Consider the following 20,809-nt stretch of genomic DNA (forward strand, 5'->3'; position numbering starts at 1 on the left):
AATTAACAGCCTTCTATAAAAAGCTCAACTTTAGGCGGCGTCACGTTCACTGGCCCAGTAGTCGCCGTTGCTTGAGTGTACTCAATACGACATTCGTCATCTGTAGTCGCATCCCCTGTTGCAGTATAGCTGTTTGGGTAAATAGTAACTTTTGGTACGGCACCAGCATCAGTAGTACCATTAGTACCATTAGACGTTTCTACAAGGTTAAAATCAGCAGAGTCATCAGCTGCAAATTCAACATCTAAAAAAGCCTCAAAAGCTGCTTCCGTCGCTGCAGGGTAGCCATAAACTATAGATACGTCTGCACCACTATCTACAGAAACCGAATCTGAAGCTTTTTTATGGGTACTTGCGATAATAGATTTACCATTAACGATGTTCATACCACTGCGAATTGAGCCTTGTAAACCTTCGAGTGTAGAAGCGTTAGCATCACCCTGCAGGTTTAAAAAACGAGGGGCAGCGGTCACCGCTAAAATACCTAAAATTACAATTACAATTATTAGTTCAACAAGCGTAAAACCTGCTTGCTTATTCATTGGTTGTTTTAATGACTGCGTTTTCATAAGTAAGCCTCTTTATAATTACTTAGTTTTTAAAAATTTGCACTTTACCTGTTGTTGGAAAGTACGAAAACCCTACTTTTTTAGCCATAACGGCGCCATCGGTAGGTAGGTTATTGGTGTTTAAATTATGAGTTAAATAATAAATACACTGGTTGTTTTTAGTGTTATAACGCACTAAATAACTCACCTTGGTTATTATAGAAACCTCGGTACTTAATGTGCTTGTAGGCGCATCTTGTAAAATTACACTTAATACTTTTTGGCATTGCAGTGCAGTCATTGCGCTGGCCCGCGTATCAGTATTAGTCGTTTTATCACCCGTTGGTGTGCCTCTGTGTCCATCGACACCAACAATGACACCTCCGTAATTAATATGTGTTGTATTATTAACGCCCTTTGGACGCCCCGATAATTCCCACTGACCTTTGACCATCAACACCGCAGAGGCAAATCCACCAGCCACCACATCCACACTCGCATTGTGTGCCTTATTTTTAATGCCTATGTATTGAGGTATAGCAAAAGCCATAATAACTGCCAGTAAAACAACTACTAAAACGAGCTCAAATAACGAAAAACCTGTTGCACGAACACGACCGTTAGTCACAATGGCTACCCTTTAATGGCCGACATCATGTTCCACATTGGCATAAAAATACCGAGTGCTAAAATAAGCACCATAATGGCAACAAACACCGTCAAAATGGGCTCTATTTTTGCGGTTAAACTGCGTAAATCGTAATCGACTTCTCGTTCATAAAAATCAGCCGCTTCTTGTAATAACTCATCTACGCGACCGGTTTCTTCACCCACGGCTACCATTTGCAGTACCAACTGTGAAAATAGCTCGCTACTTCGCGAAGCCCGCAACAAACTGTCGCCTTTTTCGATATCTTGACGCATGGTGATAATGGCTTTTTCCATGTAGCTGTTATCAACCGCATGGGCCGTTAACGACAGCCCTGTCGTCATAGGGACGCCCGAGCGCAGCACCATGGCTAAGCTTTGGCTATAACGGCCAAGTAAGGTGCGTTTTAAAATATCGCCTACAAATGGAATTTTGAGTTTGTGGTGATCCCACTTAAAGCGCCCAGCCGACGTATTTAAATACCGACGCCATGCAACGACTCCACCCACTAATATTAGCGCTAGCAGCCACCAATAATTGACAAAAAAGTTACTGGTGCCAATGAGGATCTGGGTCATTAAAGGCAGCTCTGCATCAAACTTTTCGAACATGCTGGCAAAGGTTGGGATCACAAAAATATTTAATATGATCATCGCAACTAAAAGCGCCAAAATAACAAAAGTGGGGTAACGCATAGCGGCTTTTATGCGCTTACGAGTCTCTTGCTCTTTTTCAAAGTAAATAGCCAGCTGATAAAACGCATCTTCTAATCGTCCCGACCCTTCTCCGACTTTAACCATAGAGATAGTTAAGCGGCTAAACACCTTGTTGTGTATAGCTAACGCACTAGATAGTTCACGGCCTTGTTCGAGCTGGCGTGTTACCTCAAGCAATACACTTTTAAACTCTTTATTTTGCGTGGTATCAGCAAGCCCTATCATTGCCCTAATAATGGGGATACCGGCTTTAAGTAAAGAATACATTTGCCGTGAAAACATGATCATGTCATCAAGGGTTATTTTTTCGCTAAATAAGTTATCGAATAACTTTATATTGTTTTTTGTTTCAACTAACGAAATTGAAATAGGTATGTACTGGCGCTTTAATAAGCTATCGGCCACACCGGCCTCATTATTTGCCTCAACACGCCCTTTAACCAGCGCACCGTTTGCGTCTTTGGCTTTGTAACTATAAAGCTGCATCGTCATCACCTACCACTTCAGGTACATATTCAGCCACTTTAAATACCTCATCTAACGAGGTAATGCCTTGCTTTGCATACGTTAAAGCCATATAAGAAAGCGGTGCAAAATTAGCGCTATTTTTAGCCGCTTCGGCAAAGCGCTGCGTGTCGTTAATACGCAGGGCATCCATCATAGCGTCGTTCATTTCTAACAGCTCAAAAATCCCCACCCTGCCTTTGTAGCCGCTATGGCTACATGCTGTGCAGCCTTGGCCTCGCCAAAACTGTGTGCTGCTAACATCTTCTCCTAAATAGGTAAGCCAGCTTTGTTCTTGTTTATCTGGGTGATACGGTGTTTTACATTCATTGCAAATACGCCTAACTAAGCGCTGAGCAATAATAGCGCGTAGTGAGCTTGCAACTAGATAAGCGGGTGCTCCCATATCAATTAAGCGCATTGCGCTTGATATGGCATCGTTGGTATGTAACGTAGAAAGCACTAAATGGCCTGTTAATGCAGCCCTTAGCCCTATATCAACGGTTTCTTGGTCACGCATTTCGCCAACCATAATAATATCGGGGTCTTGGCGTAACGTGGTTCTTAATACACTGGCAAAACTTAAGCCTATTTTGTTGTTTATTTGCACCTGGTTTACCCGTCCAATGCGGTATTCAACCGGATCTTCTACGGTAATAATTTTACTTTCTTGTTGATTAAGCTCACTTAAAGCGCCATACAAGGTGGTCGTTTTTCCTGAACCGGTAGGCCCAGTCACTAACACCATGCCATGAGGGCGTTTTATAATGCTGCGCAGGCGTTTTAAAATATGCACCGGCATGCCCGTTTCATCTAACAATAAAAGCCCTGCAGATTGGTCGAGCAACCGCATCACAACTGACTCGCCATATTGCACTGGCATTGTCGATAAACGTACATCAATGCTGTGCGCGTGCACTTTTATATTAAAACGGCCGTCTTGCGGTAACCGCTTCTCCGATATATCTAACCCCGACATAAGTTTTAGCCTAAGTACTAAAGCAGAGGCTATTTTTACTTGGTTTAATGTGTGCTCTTGCAATACACCATCAACTCGTTGGCGAATGCGTAATAGCCTTTCATCAGGCTCTATGTGGATATCTGAGGCACGTACTTGTACTGCATCTTCAAATATAGATTGCAGTAGTTTTACTACGGTGGCGTCAGAGGTTTCATCTGCTAAGGAATTAAGGTCAAACTCTTCTACGTCTTCGTATTCTTCGTGTAGCTTTTCAGCAAAGTTAGTAATCTCTTCTGTTCGGCGGTACACATTATCAAACGCTGCCATAAGCTGGCTTTCTTGCACAACAGCAAGCTCAATTCGCTTAGGGGCTAGCATTGGCGCTAACTGATCCAACGCTCTCAAATCAGCGGGGTCACTCATTCCGACTAACACAGAATCACCGTTATCTTCTATTACTAATGCTCGGTAGCGCCTGGCATAAACTTCTGAAAGTAATTTAGATACATCTGAAGATATTTTGCGCTGCGAAATATCTAAAAACGGTATTTGTAATTGTTGGGCTAAAAAGCGCAATAATTGCGGCTCACTTATAAACTCAAGCGCAATTAATGTAGCCCCTAACTTTCGCCCTGACGCAGCTTGCACATTAAGTGCTTCACTTAGCTGTGCTTCGGTGATCATTTGCTCATGAACGAGTAAGTCCCCTAAACGCATTTTTAAACTGGGTCTCATACAGCCTCCTTCAATGCGACTAAGCGCTGTAGTGCATGTTGCGTCATTGCGGCATTTAAACCGCCTAAATCTAGGGCAACTTTATAAAGGTGCTTTGCATCAGCAAACTCCCCCAATGCATCTTTTGAAGTAGCTAACGCCAGCCACCATTTAGCCTGCTGTGGTTGAAGCTGTGTAAGCTGTGTAAAACTCGCAAGCGCTATTTGATGTTGCTGCGCATTTTGTGCTGCAGTGCCTTTTAATACCCAAAACTCCAAGTTTGCTTGCGGCTCAAGTTCGGCTATGAGCAGTTTAAGTACGCCTTCGTACTCTTGTTGCATAATTAAAATTTTACTGAGCATTACGCGCCACTGCACAACCTCAGGGTTTATTTTTATGCCAGCAACTAATAACTGCTGAGCCATAAGTACATCTTGTTGCTGAAAATACGTTGCCGCGAGTAAATTACGCGCTTCTATATGCTCAGGTTGTGTTTGTAAAATAGCGGTTAAATCGTTAATCGCATCATCATATAAAGCAAATTCCAACGCTTGTTTAGCACGCTTTAATTGCAGTGCTATACGCTGGGCTTTGCTTTGCTTAACACTGGCAGTTTTTACTAATTTATTTTCAGCGGGCGGCTGCTCAGCCTGTGTAATGCTTTTTACTGGTGCACTGCTTTTTGCTTCAACTGGGGCATTTATTTCTGGTCTAGTAGCTACTTGTACGTTTGCTTCTGTGGGGCTTGCTTTTTTGCTCAGTAGCGCAGCTTTGTCTGCAGCGTGTAGCTGTATTACTTCGTCTTTTGGCTGATCAGGTAATGCGTTATTGCTTTGTACCTGCGCCAGCTCTTTTTGCGTATCTGCATTAATATGAGCTGCTTTAGCGCCAGAGTTTTCTTCGCTTAATTGTTTTAAGGGCTTAATTACGGGGGTAATTTTAGCTTGTGCAATTTCAATCGGCTGACTGTTATTATTAACCGCATATGCTTTTTCAGCCGTGTCCTTACTCGCTTGTGGTGCCTGTGCAAAAGGTAAATAAAGGTAGGCTGTAAAAATTAGTACAATCGCTAATAAAACACTCAGCACTTTAAATAATACATCGTGGTAGTCGCGTACAGGGGGAATAGCGACCCCGCCACTTTGCTGATTACGCTGTGCAGTTTGGCGCTGGTCGATATTTTTTAGCATGTTATTAATAACACTCATAACCATTGCCTCCATACCCACATAACTGCAATAACAAAAACACTAATAGCTAATAAGCTGTAAGCCCAGTAATGGTTAGCGTGGTGCTTTTTGCAATCTTCGGTGTCTGCAATGGCAAGATGTATATGGCGCGGTGTTACTTTATTAAGGCCTTCACCGTATGCCTGCAGTAAAACTTTATGGCATAAAATATTGACCAAACGGGGAATTCCTCGACTCGCACGCGCTATTTTTAATCCTAAACGATTCGTAAATAGTGGTGGCTGATTAAAGCCTGCCACCTGTAAACGGTGATTAATATAATAAATAACTTCACTGGCGGTCATTGCACGCAATGAGTAGGAAAAACTGATCCGCTGGCGTAGTTGCCTCACTTTACTATTGGCAAGTTTTTCATCTAATTCAGGTTGGCCAAATAGCACCACCTGAATAAGCTTATCGGTTTCGGTTTCTAGGTTTGTAAATAATCGAAGCGCTTCAAGTGTATCCCAACTCAGGCACTGCGCTTCATCTATTAGTAGTACAACCCGTTCGTTATCTTCTTGCAGCTCTAGTAAGTAATGGTTTATTTGCTGACTTAACGATTGCTGATCTAGGCTTTTATCTACCACCATGCCAAGTTCTACAGCAATAGCCCAACGTAATTCTTCAGGGCTTAAATAAGAATTAGGTAAATAAGCCACAAAGTAGTCTTCTTCAATTTGATTTAAAAGTTTTCTGCATAGTAAGGTTTTGCCTGTCCCTACTTCTCCTGTTACTTTTATAAATCCCTCCCCCATTTCTAGCGCTGTGGTAAGTACTTGCATCGCTTCGTGGTGCGGCTCAAGTGCACAAAAAAACTCGGTGTTTGGGGTTAAGGTGAAAGGCATTTCACTTAAATTAAAAAAGCTCAAATACATAGTTAGTTCTCATACCATGTATTTAACAGCGCGCGGCTGTGAGCTTGTTGCTTTTTCCACGTGTCGGGCATCACCACCGTTGGCTTGATTAAAATAACGAGCTCTTTTTTCTCTTGGCGCTTACTAATACTTTTAAACAAATTACCTAATATTGGCACATCGCCCAAAATAGGTGTTTTCGATTCTTCATCTTCTGTGGTGGTTTGCATTAACCCACCAATTACGACTATTTCACCACTTTGAGCGCGGATCACCGTGTCAGATTCGCGAATATTACTTTGTGCAAGCGGCAACTCAAAACGCTGATCATCTAATGTAATCACCTTGAGCTGCTCTTCTGTTTCGGTTACCGATGGGTGAACGTGCAAAATAACTGAGCCATATTTATCGATTTGTGGTGTGACATCTAAGGCAATTCCCGAAAAAAACGGAGTTAGATCTATTTCTGGTGACGTAGTCGTTGAGGTGCCCGTTACTGTTGTGCTCGAAACGTTAGTAACAAAGTACTCATCTTGCCCCACTTTAATCACGGCTTTTTGATTGTTTGTTGCAGTTACACGCGGGTTAGAAAGCATTTGCAGGTCGCCCTGCGTTTCAAGCAAACTAATTACGCCACTAAAGTCGCCTTTTTCAATCGTTAACGAGGAGACTCCTCCTAAAGTAGCTGAAATAGAATTACCTATGCTGCCTGCTGTAGTTGCAAACGACACCCCACCTTCTAACCCTCTAGAAATTCGCTCCCAATTAACCCCTTGTTGGTATTCATCTTTTAAGGTTATTTCGACAATTTTAGCCTCAAGAATAACTTGCCGCTGAAGGTTTTCTTGGCTTTGACGTAAAAAGTCTTTTAACTGGTTTATTTCACTTGGTAATGCATTAACCGTAACCAAGCTCGCCTGTGGGCTGGCAACCACATAACGACCATCGTTTGAACCAATAAGTGATTTAAGAGCAAGCTCAAGTTCCTTCCAAAAGTCGTTTTGGTTAATTGTTTGGATGCGAGAGCCATTTAGCTCGGTATTTTGATTATCGCTGCCAAACTGATTATTTTGGCTCGAATTATTACTACTGTTTGAGCTTGAATTTGAACTTGAGTTGTTTTGTGAAAACTGGCTCACTCCACCAGCAACAACACTTACCGTTGATTGCCCATGGCGCTGCATCATTAAATAATTAACCGGTATAGTTTCTGTGCGCATGACCGCTGGTAACACCTGCACAATACGACCTTCTTGGACAATATCTAACGGGTACATGCGTTTAATAACAGCTATAACTTCCTCAAACGTTACGTTTTTTAAATTTAAAGAAATAACTCCGCTCACCTTTGGGTGTACTGCCACGCTGTATGGAGTATCAGCAGTTAATCCATTAAAAAATGAGCTTATTTCTACCTCTTTTGCGGCTACATCAAAACGCTTTACAGCTAACTCATTTATTAAACTTTGCTCGCTATTAAGTGACGAAAGTAAGCTTTGTGTAAGTGCGCTACTCACCTCTACCGGGGCAACACTTTTAGCATTGTTGCTTATAGGAGCAAGCTCTTGCGCTATGTGTGGCTGAATCTCTTTTCCGGGCTTAAAACTATGGCACGCTGTTAAAAAAGGCGGTATTAAAATAAGCGCAAGCCATGGCTTTGTTATATTATTTTTTAATTTCATAGTCGTATAATTCTAATTTTATTTGCTTATCATCATTTGCTAACAACACTGAATTGGCGTTTATTGTTAGCACCCGAAATTCACCTATTACATCTCCTGGCTTATACACCTGCTTAGAAATAATCGCTTTGTATTGCTTTTCGGTTTTAATAATTGACTGTAACGACAGCGCTGCATTGCTAAGTGCAGCACCTTTTAGTATTGGTGCATTGCTTGGCTGAGTAGGATCGCGCAGTATTTCAGCTGAACTAACAGAGAAAAAACACACGCAACACACACTCAAACTATAAAGCGATAAATTTTTCATTGGCACTCACCGTTGCGATTTGTAATGTTAACTCTGCATTAGGGTATGTTTGCACCTGATAGTTAAACTGCTGTATTAACAACTTTTGCTGGCTAGCTTTAAGGCCTTCTAAATACTGCTGTAAGCTAAAATAACGCCCCTGCAAAGTAACCACCATTTGGTGTTCGAAAAACAAGGTTTGCGTATCGTGCTCACCAAGTTTTTCTACATCAATTGCTTTTGCTGGGTTTACTCTAAAGCCAACCACTTGCACATCGGGGGTATTTACTAATAAATCCTTTAATACAGCAGGTACTTTGTTTGCTGAAATAAAGCCTTGGCTAAACGTGCTTAACTTATTATTTATATCTTCTAGCTCGCGCTGGGTTTGCCCTACCTGATTTCTAAGTACTTTTGTGTAGTCATGCTCTAATGCCTGGGTAAGCATAGAGAGCTGTGCTTCATTTTGATTGAGTTTTTGCCACAATGTATTTTGTTCAACGCGTAAACTATTTACTGCATCTTGCTGTGGAAACACCACAAACCATAAACCTAAATAAACAATAAGAAACAAGCCAACAAACAGTACAGAATACTTTTCCCGCTGCTGTAATGCCGCAAATTGTGCTTGGTATTTAACGAATAATGGCCAGCCTTTATTTTCATTTTGCTCATTCATTGTGCTACCTCACTTGAACTAAGTTCTGTAGCCACATTAAACTCGCTCACGCCATCACTGCTCGACAGCTCCAGCACTGAAAACTCCTTCCCTTTGAAAAAGCTCGAATGCTTGAGATTAGCAAGCCAAATAGGTAAAAATTTGGCTTGCTGAGTACGCCCTTTGAGCATTACTTTTTGGCCTTCAAATTTTATCTGATCAAGCCAAATTTGCGGTTCGTGGTACGCTGCCAAATCGCGCATTACATCGGCATAATCCGTCTTCGTGTGCATGGATGTGTTTTCTAAATAATCAAACACCTGCTGTTTATGCAAAATTTCTTGTTGCAGTACTTTTAGCTCATCTATCAAATGCGATTTATTTTGTTTATCAGCTAATCGCTGCTTTACCACGTTTAATTGCTGCTGCGTTTGCTTTAGATAAGCTTGGCTTTGCGTAAGTAATTGCTGGCTATTGTGCTCTTCGTATAAATAAAACAACCAAGTTAATGCAACCACTAACAATGTACCTAGCCACAGCAACAGCATTCCCTTAAAGGGCACGGGGTCGCGCCTAACCCTAATGGCTTTTTGGTAAAAATTAATCCGTGTTTTCATAACACTGAATCCGGATCAGTTAATTGATACGCTGCGCCTAATGCGTAATAAAAGCTTGGTTCGAGATCCTGTGCTAAATCTATATTAGGTTTAAAATCAACAACCTTTACTTGCAAAAATTCTGCAAGGCCTGCCCTTAACGTCAAAGACGATAAATCATCGCAATGCAGCTGAATGCTTCTGATAGGAGGCTGTTTTAGTTGGCTTTCAAAAAAATCCATTGATCGTTGGATCTCAAGCCCTAAGGCTTCAACCAAACCGTGTGTGCGCTCTTTATCTGAAATGCCTAAAAACCCGTTTAAACGCCTAGCTAATAAAAGCTGACCATCACGAATAATTAAAATACGCGGCTCATGCCCTGCATGTTGCACTATAAGCATGTGCGCGCTTTTATCTTCGCCAAACAAGGTCACTAAAATCATTTCTTCCGAGGTCATTGCTCTGAGCACAGGCTTTATTTTTGAAAAGCTATCAATAAAAGGCAGTAACTGTAGTTTATTAGTAATAAACACATTCATTTTACTGCTTTGCATAGGCTGAATAATGGGGTAATCGATAAAGTCGGCAACAATGTTCTCTGGTGGAATATCAACTAAGTCTTTTGTTGTCCAAGGTAAGGATTGAATGATCTCTTCGTCACTCAGCATGGGTTTATCCATTTGCACTATTTGATAAAAATAATGAGGAACCACTAAATTTACTGGGCACACCTCAGCGCAAACTTCATTTGTGCAAGTTGCAATAGCGACTGTATAATCCGTTTGGTCCTCTACATTCACACTGTGTGAGTTATGTACGTACCACTGCCCTTGATTTTTTTTTAAACACACCGCGTTTACTGTATCTGCATAAGTAGCAATACCAATCGCTGTGCTTGAGTCTAAACTGCGATTTAACCAAGATAACAACGAAAACAGCTTTTTTTTCATATAGCTACTATTGTTAATAAGAGATTAATTAAGTGTCGTACAAGTTTTTTAGTTTGCAAGTTTAAACACGAGAAATAATGCTTAATTTATTCAATATTGAAAAAGAAAGTCCAATACAACAAATAGATAGCGACTGTCTTAAAAAGAGAAACATACGGTTAAGTATAAAAAGAGATGACTTACTTCACCCACTAATAAGTGGTAACAAATGGCGTAAGCTAAAATATAATTTACAGCAAATGCAAGCCCTTAATAAAACACAACTCCTCACCTTTGGGGGGGCTTTTTCTAATCATGTTCACGCCTGTGCTGGTGCGGGTAAACTATTTAATATAAAAACCCACGCCATAATTAGAGGGCCACACTTAGATTCTCAAAACCCCACCCTGCAATTTGCTAAACAGTGTGCAATGGATTTACATGCGGTTACTCGTATTGAATATAAGCAGCGCCATGACCCAGATTATTTAGCCCAGTTGCAAGCACGCTTTATGCACGCCTATATAATCCCTGAAGGTGGAAGTAATACATACGCCCTGCCTGGGTGTGCTGAGCTTGCTAAAAGCTTACCAAAGCATGATTACTTAGTATGTCCCACCGGGAGTGGAGGAACACTTGCAGGCTTAATTGAAGGTAGCCATGAGGCCACACAGCTGTTAGGAATTGCGGTATTAAAACAAGCCGAGTACTTGAATAATGAAATTACAGCGCTCAGTAAAAAAGCAGCTCAGCAATCCAATTGGCAGCTACTTACTGAGTTTCATGATGGCGGTTATGGCAAATTTAGTAATGACTTATGGCAGTTTTGCCAACGCATGCAGCAGCAACATAACTTACCTCTTGAGCCTATATACAGCGGTAAAATGATGTATGCACTATGGCAACTTATCGAACAAGATTACTTTGCTGCTGGTAGTCATATAATGGCGATTCATACAGGCGGTTTACAGGGGCTCAATGGGCTAAAATATCGTGGCCTGATTTAAGGCTATTAACCTCAGGGCATTAAAACATGCTTACTTAGGGCCAGTTTAACCACGATGCAGTGTGTAACCTAGTGAGCTCTACAACCGCTGCTAGAGTGGCCCTTTTGGCTGTACTTAGCTTAAAAGGATTAACAGGCCTTAGTAAAACGTGGCATGTGTGTATTCTTGCAAGGGCTCAGAAAAGTAAAAACCTTGTGCGGCAACTACGCCTAGTTTAGCCAACATAAGTAGCTCTTTTTGGGTTTCTACACCCACCGCGTACACAGGTATATTGAGTAACTTGCTTTGCGCCACAATGTTTTTAACTTGTTTTTGCTGTTGTGTTTTTTCATCCACATTATGAACAAGCGGATATCCTAGTTTAATACCGCTAACTAATTTTTGAGAAGCAATTTGGTTAATGTGCTCCACATTCTGTACATTATCAATCACCAGCAAACTTTGTAGGGCCGTCAGTTTTTCAAAGGCACCTGCTAGTTGCGCTTGGTACTTAATAAAGTCTGCTTCGCTAATTTCAAACTGTAACTTTCGCTTTGTCGTAAAATCTTTCATATTGGTGACAAACCAGTTCCAAAACTGCTCGTTAAACCAATTACTTATATGCAAATTAACGCTCACCGTTAGTGCGCTGGGCTCAGCTAAAATAAGCTTCTTAACTTGAAGTAGCACCGCTTTATCTAACTCAAATGCTTGGTGATTGTTAAAGTCTTGATTAATAAAGTAACGCGCAGCTAATAAACCGTGCGGTTGCTGCCTAATTCTTATTAGCACTTCATGTTGTACAATATCGCCGCTGGTGATCATAAATAACGGTTGAAAGAATAAGATAAATTTATTCTTTTTAATATTTTCAATAACCTGCTTACTTGAAATTAAGTTCCCTTGCTCGTGCTGTAACGCGAGCCTATGCCAGTGCTGAATTAAGCTTTTTTCTGAAAATACTAAGGCCGACTTAGCGAGTTTAAAAATAACGGGTTGCTCAGTCGCATATCGATAATCGCACAGTCCAACCTTTATGTTTTTACGCGTTACTGTGCTTCGATAACGCTTACAAATTTGATAAACGCATTCGTGTAGGCTTTCACTGTATGTATCTAGCTTTGCTACGGGGATATTATTTAAAGTAATAGCAAGGTTGTTAGCATCAAATACATTAACTGATACTGCAGGAAGCTCTTTAAAATATTTTGCTATCAATACCTTAAAGCTTGCTTGGGTATCGGTATTTTCATCAAACACACAATCACATTTCACTATGGCAAATAAGCTATGTCGCGCTGCACTAACACCGTACATAGACTTTACTTCGCAGTTTAATGTGGTGATTTGCGTAGAAAGTTTTTTTGCAGCTTTAGTTTTGCTGGAAGGCAATGGCAGGTTCGCTGCCGGTTTTGTTACTAATACTTTCCACCATCTAACCCACCAGCTAGTGGCACCTAATATAATGATATTTAATAGTAAAAATAAGTAAGCTTGCTCCACCCAGGCAGGCCAGTGGTATAAACTTATGCTGAGCGTTTTATAGCTAAATACATCGTGCTGTATATCAACTAAGTATTTGAAGTGTTCGGCATTTGAGTGTGCAGCCAGCATAAAGCCCTTACTTTGCACCAATGCCTGCACTATTTCTTTATCGGCATTGGCATTAATTTGCAGCTCAAAAATTTGCTGCGTTAACTGCTGACCATTTTTATGAATTTTTTTATGGAGCGTATCATTTAAAAGCACATTAAAAATAATTACCATCAGCGTGAAACTGGTTAAGTAAATTATTTTTTTTTGCTCAGCAATTTTTATTAAGGCTTTATGCATAGTGCTCTCTGTGGCAACGCGACTATTTAAAGTGTTGTTCAAAATAGTCATTAGCACAAGCAGGCAAAGCAAGTTTAAATGTTTATAATTTTGCTAAACAAAAAAAACCCATGTAAACGGGGTTTTGGCAAATAGTTTATTACTTTTAGGGTTGCTCGCCCTGCGCGTTTAATATCATTTCGCCGTCTTCTTTGTATAGCTCGCCTTTAGGCCATTGCGCTAACAACGTTAAAACTTGCTCACTAGGGCGACATAGCTTAACCCCTTTTTCGGTGCACACTATAGGTCTATTAACCAGTATAGGGTGCTCAAGCATGGCCTCTAAAATAGCTTCGTCTGTTACATTTTCATTTAACAAGCCTAGTTCTTCAGCAGGCGATTTACTCACTCTCAACGCTGTTTTTGGTGTTAAGTTTGCTGCGGCAAATAACGCTAACAATTGAGGTTTTGTCCAGCCCTCTTTAAGGTATTCAATAACCGTGGGGTTATAGCCAGCGGCTTTAATAATCTGCAATACATTGCGCGAAGTACCACAATCAGGGTTATGATGAATAACGACCATGACACTCTCCTAGTTAAACCAATGACGCGTTTTATTAGCAAAATAAACTAAGCTAAGCATAACAGGTACTTCAACAAGAACGCCCACAACGGTGGCAAGCGCAGCACCTGAGTGTAAACCAAATAATGAAATGGCTACGGCAACAGCGAGTTCAAAAAAGTTAGAAGTTGCAATCATGCAAGCTGGAGCTGCAATATTATGAGCTAGGCCCATTTTTTTTGCGGCTATATAGGCTATTGCAAAAATACCGTACGTTTGAATAAGCAGCGGAATAGCAATCAATACAATGGCTTCTGGGTTATCTATTAATGTTTGAGACTGAAAACCAAATAAAAGTGCCACCGTTGCCAGTAAGCCAATTATAGAATACGGTTTCATTATCTTTAAAAAGTGATTTAACCGTGTGTGATCTTCACCTTTATCTAACTTTTTGCGGGTAATAGCGCCTGCTATTAATGGAATAAGTACATACAAAACCACCGAGAGTAATAACGTGTCCCACGGTACCGTTATGTCTGTTACCCCTAGTAATAAACCTGCTATGGGCGCAAAGGCAAATATCATAATAATATCGTTGATAGATACCTGCACTAACGTGTAATTAGCATCACCTTTTGTTAATTGACTCCACACAAACACCATTGCAGTACATGGTGCTACTCCTAATAAAATCATACCGGCTATGTATTCTGTTGCCGTTTGTGGGTCAACAAAGTCTGCAAAAATGCCTTTAAAAAATAACCACCCTAGTAAGGCCATGGTAAAGGGCTTTATGAGCCAGTTGATAACGACTGTCAGTACTAAGCCTTTAGGCTTTTTGCCTACATCTTTAATAGAAGAGAAGTCAATTTGCACCATCATTGGGTAAATCATAAACCAAATGAGTACAGCGATAACAATATTTACATGTGCATATTCTAAGCTTGCAACAACACTAAATACATCGGGTACGGTGTAACCGGCGACAATCCCTACCGCGATTGCCAGCGCAACCCACACCGATAAAAAGCGTTCAAATAACCCCACAGTGACCTCCTAAATGTCTTTTTGATTTACGCGTTTACTGAGCTGCTCTGCTGTTTCTACTCGCTCAGAGTATCTATCAACAAAGTAATCTTTTTGGTCGCGCATTAATAAGGTAAATTTTACGAGCTCTTCCATTACATCCACAATTCGATTGTAAAAAGCGGAAGGCTTCATTCGGCCATTCTCTTCAAATTCTAAAAACGCTTTAGGCACCGATGACTGATTAGGTATTGTTACCATGCGCATCCAGCGCCCTAATACGCGTAACTGATTAACCACATTAAATGACTGCGAACCACCACAAACCTGCAGCACAGCCAGCGTTTTTCCTTGTGTAGGTCTTACGCCACCCAGGTTTAATGGAACCCAATCAATCTGGTTTTTAAATACACTCGTCATAGCACCGTGTCGCTCCGGCGAGCACCATACTTGCCCTTCAGACCAGAGCATTAAATCACGTAGCTCTTGCACCTTAGGGTGCGTCTCATCTTCACTATCTGTTATGGGTAAACCTTCAGGGTTAAATATTTTAACCTCAGCACCAAAGTGGGTTAGCAAGCGTGCACTTTCTTCTATAACTAACTTGCTATATGAGCGAGCTCTTAGCGATCCGTATAACAATAAGATTTTAGGTTTATGAGATGAAAACGTTAGCGTGAAATCCTTAACGGTAGGAGGAGTGCTTTGTGAAAGTTCTAAATTAGGTAGCTCGTGTTCAATTGATTTACTCATAATCCTTAACCTTGTAGTTCTATAGCGAACTAAATATATATGAAAAAACGAATATATGAAATTTCACATATTAAAAGGTGTGAGTCAAACCCTATTTATATAAATTTTGCGTTTGGTTTTTTAACGTTGCAGGCGTTAAAGCCTGCTATTAAAGGTAGGTAATTGATAAGTTTATTTATTTAAGCAATTAAGTATTGTATCGCGTAATGTTTTAGCTTTTATTGGTTTAGCAACATGTGCATTCATACCAATAGATAGGTAGTGAGTAATATCATCTTTCATTACGTTTGCAGTTAACGCAATGATAGGCATAGAGGCAAGCGCAGTATTGCTATCACTGCGTATTACTTTAGTCGCTTCTACACCGTCCATAATGGGCATATGAATATCCATTAAAATAATATCAAACGTTTCTAATTTTACGGTTTGTATGCATTGTAAACCATTTTCTACTACGTGCACTTGCGCCCCACTGGCGGCTAATATATCGGATACAATTAATCTGTTTATGGCGTTATCTTCCACAACGAGTATTTTTACACCTTGCAGTGGCTTTTCGGTGGCAGGTTTATGGGTATTACTTGTAGAAGGGCTAACCACTTTGCTTTTCATCGCTTCAAATAACACGCTGGTAAGCACAGGCTTATGCAAAATAGTTTTAATGTTTATCTTTTTAGCTATGTCGTAAATTGCGTCGTTTTTGCTTGCTGTAAGTACAATAATATTGTTGCAAAGTTGTGGGTTTACTTTGTAAATGCGGGTAAAAAACGTTTCACTGCTCATGGTCGGCATTTCACAATCAACAATAATAATTTTATAAGTGTTTATATTTTCTTTAATTATCTCTATTGCATCACTTGCCTGCGTGCAAGGCGTACAACGCAGTCCCATTGCACTAAGCTGACTTTTAATTAAGCTTAAATCATCTTCGTTATCATCTATTAGCAATACATCAAATGGTTCAGCAAATGATAACTGTGGGCTGTCTTCTATTAATGCTTGGGTGTTTACCTCAACGTTTATGGTAGCAATAAACTCACTGCCTTCACCTTGCGTACTGCTTACAGAAATATCGCCACCCATTGCTTGGCATAAACGTTTACTAATGGCTAAGCCTAACCCAGTTCCCCCGTATTTTCGGGTTGTAGAGCTGTCGGCCTGAGTAAATGACTCAAACAAGTTAGGTAAGCTTTTTGCATCAATACCAATGCCGGTGTCTTTAACACTAAAGCGTAAAACAGTACTTTTGGCGTCATTGGGGGCTTCTTCTGCGTCTATTTGCACCGAAACAGCCCCTTTAGAGGTAAACTTAATCGCGTTAGAGCACAAGTTAATTAATACTTGGTTTATACGCACCACATCGCCAACTAAGTTATGTTTCACGTTATCGCTAATATTAATCTCAAACGCAATTCCTTTACTCCGCGCCCTATTTTCAAATGTGGTCGTTATATAATCGACAACCGCGTTTAACGAAAATGCAAAGGCCTCGAGTTTGATATTTCCTGACTCGATTTTTGAAAAATCTAAAATGTCATTAATAACCACAAGCAATTGATCTGACGAGTACTTTATTTTTTCTAAATACTGTTTATCTTCTTCAGGTAAGTTTTTGCCCAATAAAATATTTGTCAGCCCTATAATGCCACTCATTGGGGTTCTGATCTCGTGACTCATATTGGCTAAAAATTCAGATTTTGACGAGGTAAGTTGCTCTGCTTCTTCTTTAGCTTGTAGTAGCTCTTTAGTGCGTTGCTCTACACGCGATTCAAGTCGTAGCTTTTCTTCATCAAGCGCGTTTACAAGCTGAATGCGGCGGCGGTTTAACCGTAATACAAACACTAAAAAAGCGCTCAATACAAAAATAGTAATGGCGGCGCTGTAAATTAACACTTTATTTTGTTCAAAGTAACTCGGCTTGTAATAAGCAATAATCGATTTTTCTGGCAGGCTTTGCGGGGCAACATTATATTTTTTTAGCTGTCGCCAATCGTATTTATGAACACTTAAATTTTCATCGCTTATAGTAGGTAACACGTTATTTTCACTGTAAGAAATAATAGCTTCACCCACGCGTTTACCTATTTTCTCACCTGATAAAACATAACCACCCACTACACCTGAGCCCAATAAAACTTCCCAGTAGCTAAAAATGGGGGCGTTACTGTGCTGAGCGAGTAAGCTGACGAGCTGATACGGGCTAATCGACTTATTTTCGTAATTTCTAAATATAGGGGTAAATAAAATAACGGCGTCTGAAGGTGCATTTTTTACTTTTGTCATCAGTTCAGCAGCCGGAAGATCAAACCATTGCTCAACTTCTAAATACGAAAAATCTTGGCTGATAAAATTAAACAGCCCTGTATAAAAGTTTCTACCTATTTCATTTTTAGTATCTAAGATGACTATGAGCTTTTTAGGTTTCATTAAATTAACCGCGCTGGCGGTTGCTTGCTTGTAGTCTAACTTAGCCTGCATTGAGGCATTATTTGTGTTGGCCGGTAGCCTAAACTGTTCGCCAGGTTCTAAATAAATTTTTGGCGTGCTAGTAAAAAAATCATTCAATTGCGATATTAACGTGGCAGCTGAGGGGGATTGCGTGACAATTATATCAATGTGCTTATTTTTATATTTTTGCTTAAGGTAGTCGCTCATTAATTGCGTTTGAGTGGCCTCATCAAAGCGCCCTACATCAATGTTTTCAACAAAAAGCTCATAGTCAAAAGTCCGTGTTGATAGCTCGCTATTTAAGCCCTCTTCAACACTTTTATGCCAAGGCATATGTTGGTTTGTAGAATTTATAAATAAGACATTGGTAATTTTAGAATCCGGTTGAGCGCTTACCGGCAAACTGGCAAATTGAAAAACAAGAAATAAAAATAAAATAATGGCTTTCATGTTTCTCATAGTTGCTTGAAGTAATTAGTACCACTAGAGTAGATATTAATTAGTTACAAATCAATTAAATGAGATGTAAATTACAAAGGTGTTTTTGCGTTTTTGCGCATTTACGCCTCGCTAATTATTGCAGTGCATAAGTTAGCTAAAAGCGCTTTTATAAAGCCAACTCAATTACGCATGCTAAGCTGAATCTCTGCTTGGGCATCAAGTGCCATTTCTACAAACGCTTGCGTGGTAGCGCTGCTGTTAATTTGCTTGTATTGCAGCTGCAAATAAATTTGTGTGTCGACCTTTTCTAACTCTATAAAATGGCAACCCTCGCTATATAATTTACTTACACAATAAGGCGCTATAGCTAACCCTAAACCGGCGGCAACCTCTGTTACTAAGGTTTGCATATGCCTTGGCTGACTAATAATGTTAGGTGAAAAGCCAGCGCGCTTGCAACGAGTAATAATTTCATCAAACAACCCTAAGGCTTCGTCGCGATTAAAAAGAATAAACGGCTCATTTTTAAGGGTTTTCAAATCAATAGTTTGCGTTGATGCAAAGGGATGATTTTTGTTGACCACCGCTACGAGGCGGTCAACGTACATAGTTTCACTTATAAACTCATCGGCTATGGTGCTTGGTAACGGCCGAGAAAACGCAGCATCTACCCGTTCGTTTTTAAGGGCCTCTATTTGCTCGGTCGCGGTCATTTCTAGCAAGGTAACGTGAACATTAGGAAACTGCGACTTATACGTTCGGATTAATTTGGCCAAAAATGTTAAACACGCAGAGCTTAAATACGCAATACTTAGCGAGCCTAACTGCCCGCTATCGACCAGTTTAACCTTATTTTTAGCCCGCTCTGTAAGCGCTAAAATTGCCGTGGCATCTTTAACTAACTGCTCTCCCGCTTGCGTGATCGACACCTCCCGAGAGTTACGGATAAACAAGCTAACACCTAGCTGCTCTTCTAACGAAGAAATATGGCGACTTATAGCGGGTTGAACAGTATGTAGCTCTTGAGCCGCATCTGAAAAGCTCAGGTGCTTAGCCACTGCAATAAAACTTTTTAATATTTTTATATCCATGTGCGACTCAAATTTGCTCTGTGTGAGAGGTATAGCAACAACTATACGTTATTTGTATAGATTCCATCAAATTTAAACATTTCTAACATCAAGCTTCTCCCTCTATCATTCGCCTACCTTTTAATGTTGGAGAGCAAAATGACCCAGGTAATGCAAAGCGCCTCGTTAAGTCGCTTTATTTTATTGTTGATGACAACCGCCATTGCAGCAACCGCTGCAAACCTATATTACAGCCAGCCAATTTTACCTCTGATTGGTAACGAGTTTAATTTAACGGATTCACAACTTGGTAGCATTCCCGCATTTACTCAGTTTGGTTACGCTTTTGCCCTATTGTTTATTTCGCCGCTGGGGGATTCTATTGCGCGTCGGCGCTTAATAAGCATTTTATCGGGCTTACTGGTTATTGCATGTAGCTTTGCCGTATTTACACCTAACTTACCGCTGTTATTAATGTCGGTATTTTTAATAGGGATAAGTGCCAACATTACCCAGCAATTAATCCCTTTTGCGGCATCACTTGTATCTGCTGAAAATAAAGGGGCGACATTGGGCACCTTAATGATGGGTCTAACCATTGGTATTTTACTTTCACGCACGTTAAGCGGCTTTGTAGGAGAGCACTTTGGTTGGCGTGGCGTATTTGTTATGTCTGCAATATTAGCTGCGCTATTTGGTGTACTACTTAGGCTCTTTTTACCCCTAAATAAACCACAAACTAGCTTACGTTACTGGCCGCTACTTAAAAGTACAGTGGCGTTATTTAAACAGCACAAACCACTACAAGTGTTTACTTTAACTGGCGCGCTTTGGTTTGCTGCTTTTAATGTACTGTGGGCTACTTTAGCTATTTATGTCAGTGATGCACCTTTTAACTACAGTGCCCAAGAGGCCGGATTATTTGGCATCATCGCATTAGCTGGCGTAATAGGGGCTAAGTCTTCGGGTAAGTGGGTCAATGCGTTGGGCTCTAAAAAATTAGTCATGATAGTACTCACACTTGCCGCAATTGGTTTTGCTATTACAGGCGTTTTTTTAGGAAACCTAATAGCCCTAATTATCGGTATTATTTTAATCGACTTCGCTATTTTTAGCGCACAAGTAGCCAATCAAGTCCGCGTATTTAGCATAGACCCAAGCGCACAAAGCCGTATTAATGGTGTTTACATGCTCGGCTACTACTTAGGCGGCGCCTTTGGCTCAATTATTGGTGTGAAAGCCTTTGCTTTGTACCAGTGGCCTGGCGTAGTCGTCCTTAGTGTAGTGTTAATTACCATCAGCGCTGCTTTTAACTCTCTCGCAAAAAAATAACCGCCATTAACTCCTTGCAACTAAGCGTAAGTCCCCCTTAGTTGCCCCAT

At 40.5% G+C, this 20,809-nt stretch carries 19 protein-coding genes; 2 read left to right on the forward strand and 17 right to left on the reverse strand.

What is annotated here, in order from left to right:
* Nucleotides 1–2: 2 nt before the first annotated feature.
* Genes AN390_RS11205 through AN390_RS11255 form a run of 11 tightly spaced genes read right to left on the reverse strand, consistent with a single transcriptional unit; the run spans nucleotide 3 to nucleotide 10,350 of the window.
* Nucleotides 3–569: a prepilin-type N-terminal cleavage/methylation domain-containing protein gene (locus AN390_RS11205; protein WP_055254599.1), complete on the reverse strand. Its 567-nt coding sequence runs from the start codon at nucleotides 567–569 to the stop codon at nucleotides 3–5.
* Between the two features lie 22 nt (nucleotides 570–591).
* Complete coding sequence (locus AN390_RS11210) at nucleotides 592–1,176, reverse strand: hypothetical protein (protein WP_055254601.1); 585 nt, start codon at nucleotides 1,174–1,176, stop codon at nucleotides 592–594.
* Nucleotides 1,177–1,181: 5 nt separating this feature from the next.
* Nucleotides 1,182–2,399, reverse strand: a complete 1,218-nt coding sequence (locus AN390_RS11215) for a type II secretion system F family protein (protein ID WP_055254603.1) — start codon at nucleotides 2,397–2,399, stop codon at nucleotides 1,182–1,184.
* On the reverse strand, nucleotides 2,386–4,113 hold the full coding sequence (locus AN390_RS11220) for a GspE/PulE family protein (RefSeq protein WP_055254604.1): 1,728 nt from the start codon (nucleotides 4,111–4,113) through the stop codon (nucleotides 2,386–2,388). The genes AN390_RS11215 and AN390_RS11220 overlap by 14 nt, the downstream gene beginning before the upstream one ends.
* Nucleotides 4,110–5,300 (reverse strand): lipopolysaccharide assembly protein LapB, encoded by a 1,191-nt coding sequence (locus AN390_RS11225; RefSeq protein ID WP_095206767.1) that lies wholly within the window; start codon nucleotides 5,298–5,300, stop codon nucleotides 4,110–4,112. Before AN390_RS11225 ends, AN390_RS11220 begins: the two co-directional genes overlap by 4 nt.
* Entirely contained in the window at nucleotides 5,297–6,199 is a 903-nt protein-coding gene (locus AN390_RS11230) for an ExeA family protein (RefSeq protein WP_055254609.1), read from the reverse strand. Before AN390_RS11230 ends, AN390_RS11225 begins: the two co-directional genes overlap by 4 nt.
* 2 nt (nucleotides 6,200–6,201) lie before the next feature.
* Nucleotides 6,202–7,860 (reverse strand): pilus (MSHA type) biogenesis protein MshL, encoded by a 1,659-nt coding sequence (gene mshL / locus AN390_RS11235; protein WP_029773095.1) that lies wholly within the window; start codon nucleotides 7,858–7,860, stop codon nucleotides 6,202–6,204.
* Entirely contained in the window at nucleotides 7,844–8,167 is a 324-nt protein-coding gene (locus tag AN390_RS11240) for a hypothetical protein (protein WP_054982909.1), read from the reverse strand. Before AN390_RS11240 ends, mshL begins: the two co-directional genes overlap by 17 nt.
* The gene (locus AN390_RS11245; RefSeq protein WP_024032505.1) at nucleotides 8,145–8,825 is read right to left on the reverse strand and encodes a hypothetical protein; all 681 of its coding nucleotides are present in this window, start codon (nucleotides 8,823–8,825) and stop codon (nucleotides 8,145–8,147) included. The genes AN390_RS11240 and AN390_RS11245 overlap by 23 nt, the downstream gene beginning before the upstream one ends.
* A complete protein-coding gene (locus AN390_RS11250) occupies nucleotides 8,822–9,421 on the reverse strand; it encodes a PilN domain-containing protein (protein ID WP_054982910.1) in 600 nt (199 codons plus the stop codon). Before AN390_RS11250 ends, AN390_RS11245 begins: the two co-directional genes overlap by 4 nt.
* On the reverse strand, nucleotides 9,418–10,350 hold the full coding sequence (locus AN390_RS11255; protein WP_054982911.1) for a hypothetical protein: 933 nt from the start codon (nucleotides 10,348–10,350) through the stop codon (nucleotides 9,418–9,420). The genes AN390_RS11250 and AN390_RS11255 overlap by 4 nt, the downstream gene beginning before the upstream one ends.
* A gap of 77 nt (nucleotides 10,351–10,427) precedes the next feature.
* Between AN390_RS11255 and AN390_RS11260 the strand changes: the two genes are divergently transcribed.
* Nucleotides 10,428–11,336 carry a 1-aminocyclopropane-1-carboxylate deaminase/D-cysteine desulfhydrase gene (locus tag AN390_RS11260; RefSeq protein ID WP_055254611.1) on the forward strand — a complete coding sequence of 303 codons (909 nt, stop codon included), beginning with the start codon at nucleotides 10,428–10,430 and terminating at the stop codon, nucleotides 11,334–11,336.
* A 138-nt stretch (nucleotides 11,337–11,474) separates the two neighbouring features.
* Here the strand turns inward: AN390_RS11260 and AN390_RS11265 are convergent, their stop codons facing one another.
* The 6 genes from AN390_RS11265 to AN390_RS11290 form a co-directional block, all read right to left on the reverse strand.
* A complete protein-coding gene (locus tag AN390_RS11265; RefSeq protein WP_055254613.1) occupies nucleotides 11,475–13,148 on the reverse strand; it encodes an EAL domain-containing protein in 1,674 nt (557 codons plus the stop codon).
* Nucleotides 13,149–13,293: 145 nt separating this feature from the next.
* Complete coding sequence (arsC, locus tag AN390_RS11270; protein WP_054982914.1) at nucleotides 13,294–13,710, reverse strand: arsenate reductase (glutaredoxin); 417 nt, start codon at nucleotides 13,708–13,710, stop codon at nucleotides 13,294–13,296.
* 9 nt (nucleotides 13,711–13,719) lie between these two features.
* Nucleotides 13,720–14,736, reverse strand: a complete 1,017-nt coding sequence (gene arsB, locus AN390_RS11275; RefSeq protein WP_055254615.1) for an ACR3 family arsenite efflux transporter — start codon at nucleotides 14,734–14,736, stop codon at nucleotides 13,720–13,722.
* Nucleotides 14,737–14,745: 9 nt separating this feature from the next.
* Nucleotides 14,746–15,468 (reverse strand): arsenical resistance protein ArsH, encoded by a 723-nt coding sequence (gene arsH / locus AN390_RS11280; protein WP_024032512.1) that lies wholly within the window; start codon nucleotides 15,466–15,468, stop codon nucleotides 14,746–14,748.
* A gap of 171 nt (nucleotides 15,469–15,639) precedes the next feature.
* A complete protein-coding gene (locus AN390_RS11285) occupies nucleotides 15,640–18,366 on the reverse strand; it encodes a response regulator (protein ID WP_055254617.1) in 2,727 nt (908 codons plus the stop codon).
* Nucleotides 18,367–18,536: 170 nt separating this feature from the next.
* Nucleotides 18,537–19,448 carry a LysR family transcriptional regulator gene (locus AN390_RS11290; RefSeq protein ID WP_055254619.1) on the reverse strand — a complete coding sequence of 304 codons (912 nt, stop codon included), beginning with the start codon at nucleotides 19,446–19,448 and terminating at the stop codon, nucleotides 18,537–18,539.
* A gap of 138 nt (nucleotides 19,449–19,586) precedes the next feature.
* Between AN390_RS11290 and AN390_RS11295 the strand changes: the two genes are divergently transcribed.
* Nucleotides 19,587–20,759, forward strand: a complete 1,173-nt coding sequence (locus tag AN390_RS11295; RefSeq protein ID WP_055254622.1) for an MFS transporter — start codon at nucleotides 19,587–19,589, stop codon at nucleotides 20,757–20,759.
* Nucleotides 20,760–20,809: the final 50 nt, after the last annotated feature.

The sequence above is a fragment of the Pseudoalteromonas sp. P1-11 genome, assembly GCF_001399995.1.
GTDB classification, from domain to species: domain Bacteria; phylum Pseudomonadota; class Gammaproteobacteria; order Enterobacterales; family Alteromonadaceae; genus Pseudoalteromonas; species Pseudoalteromonas atlantica.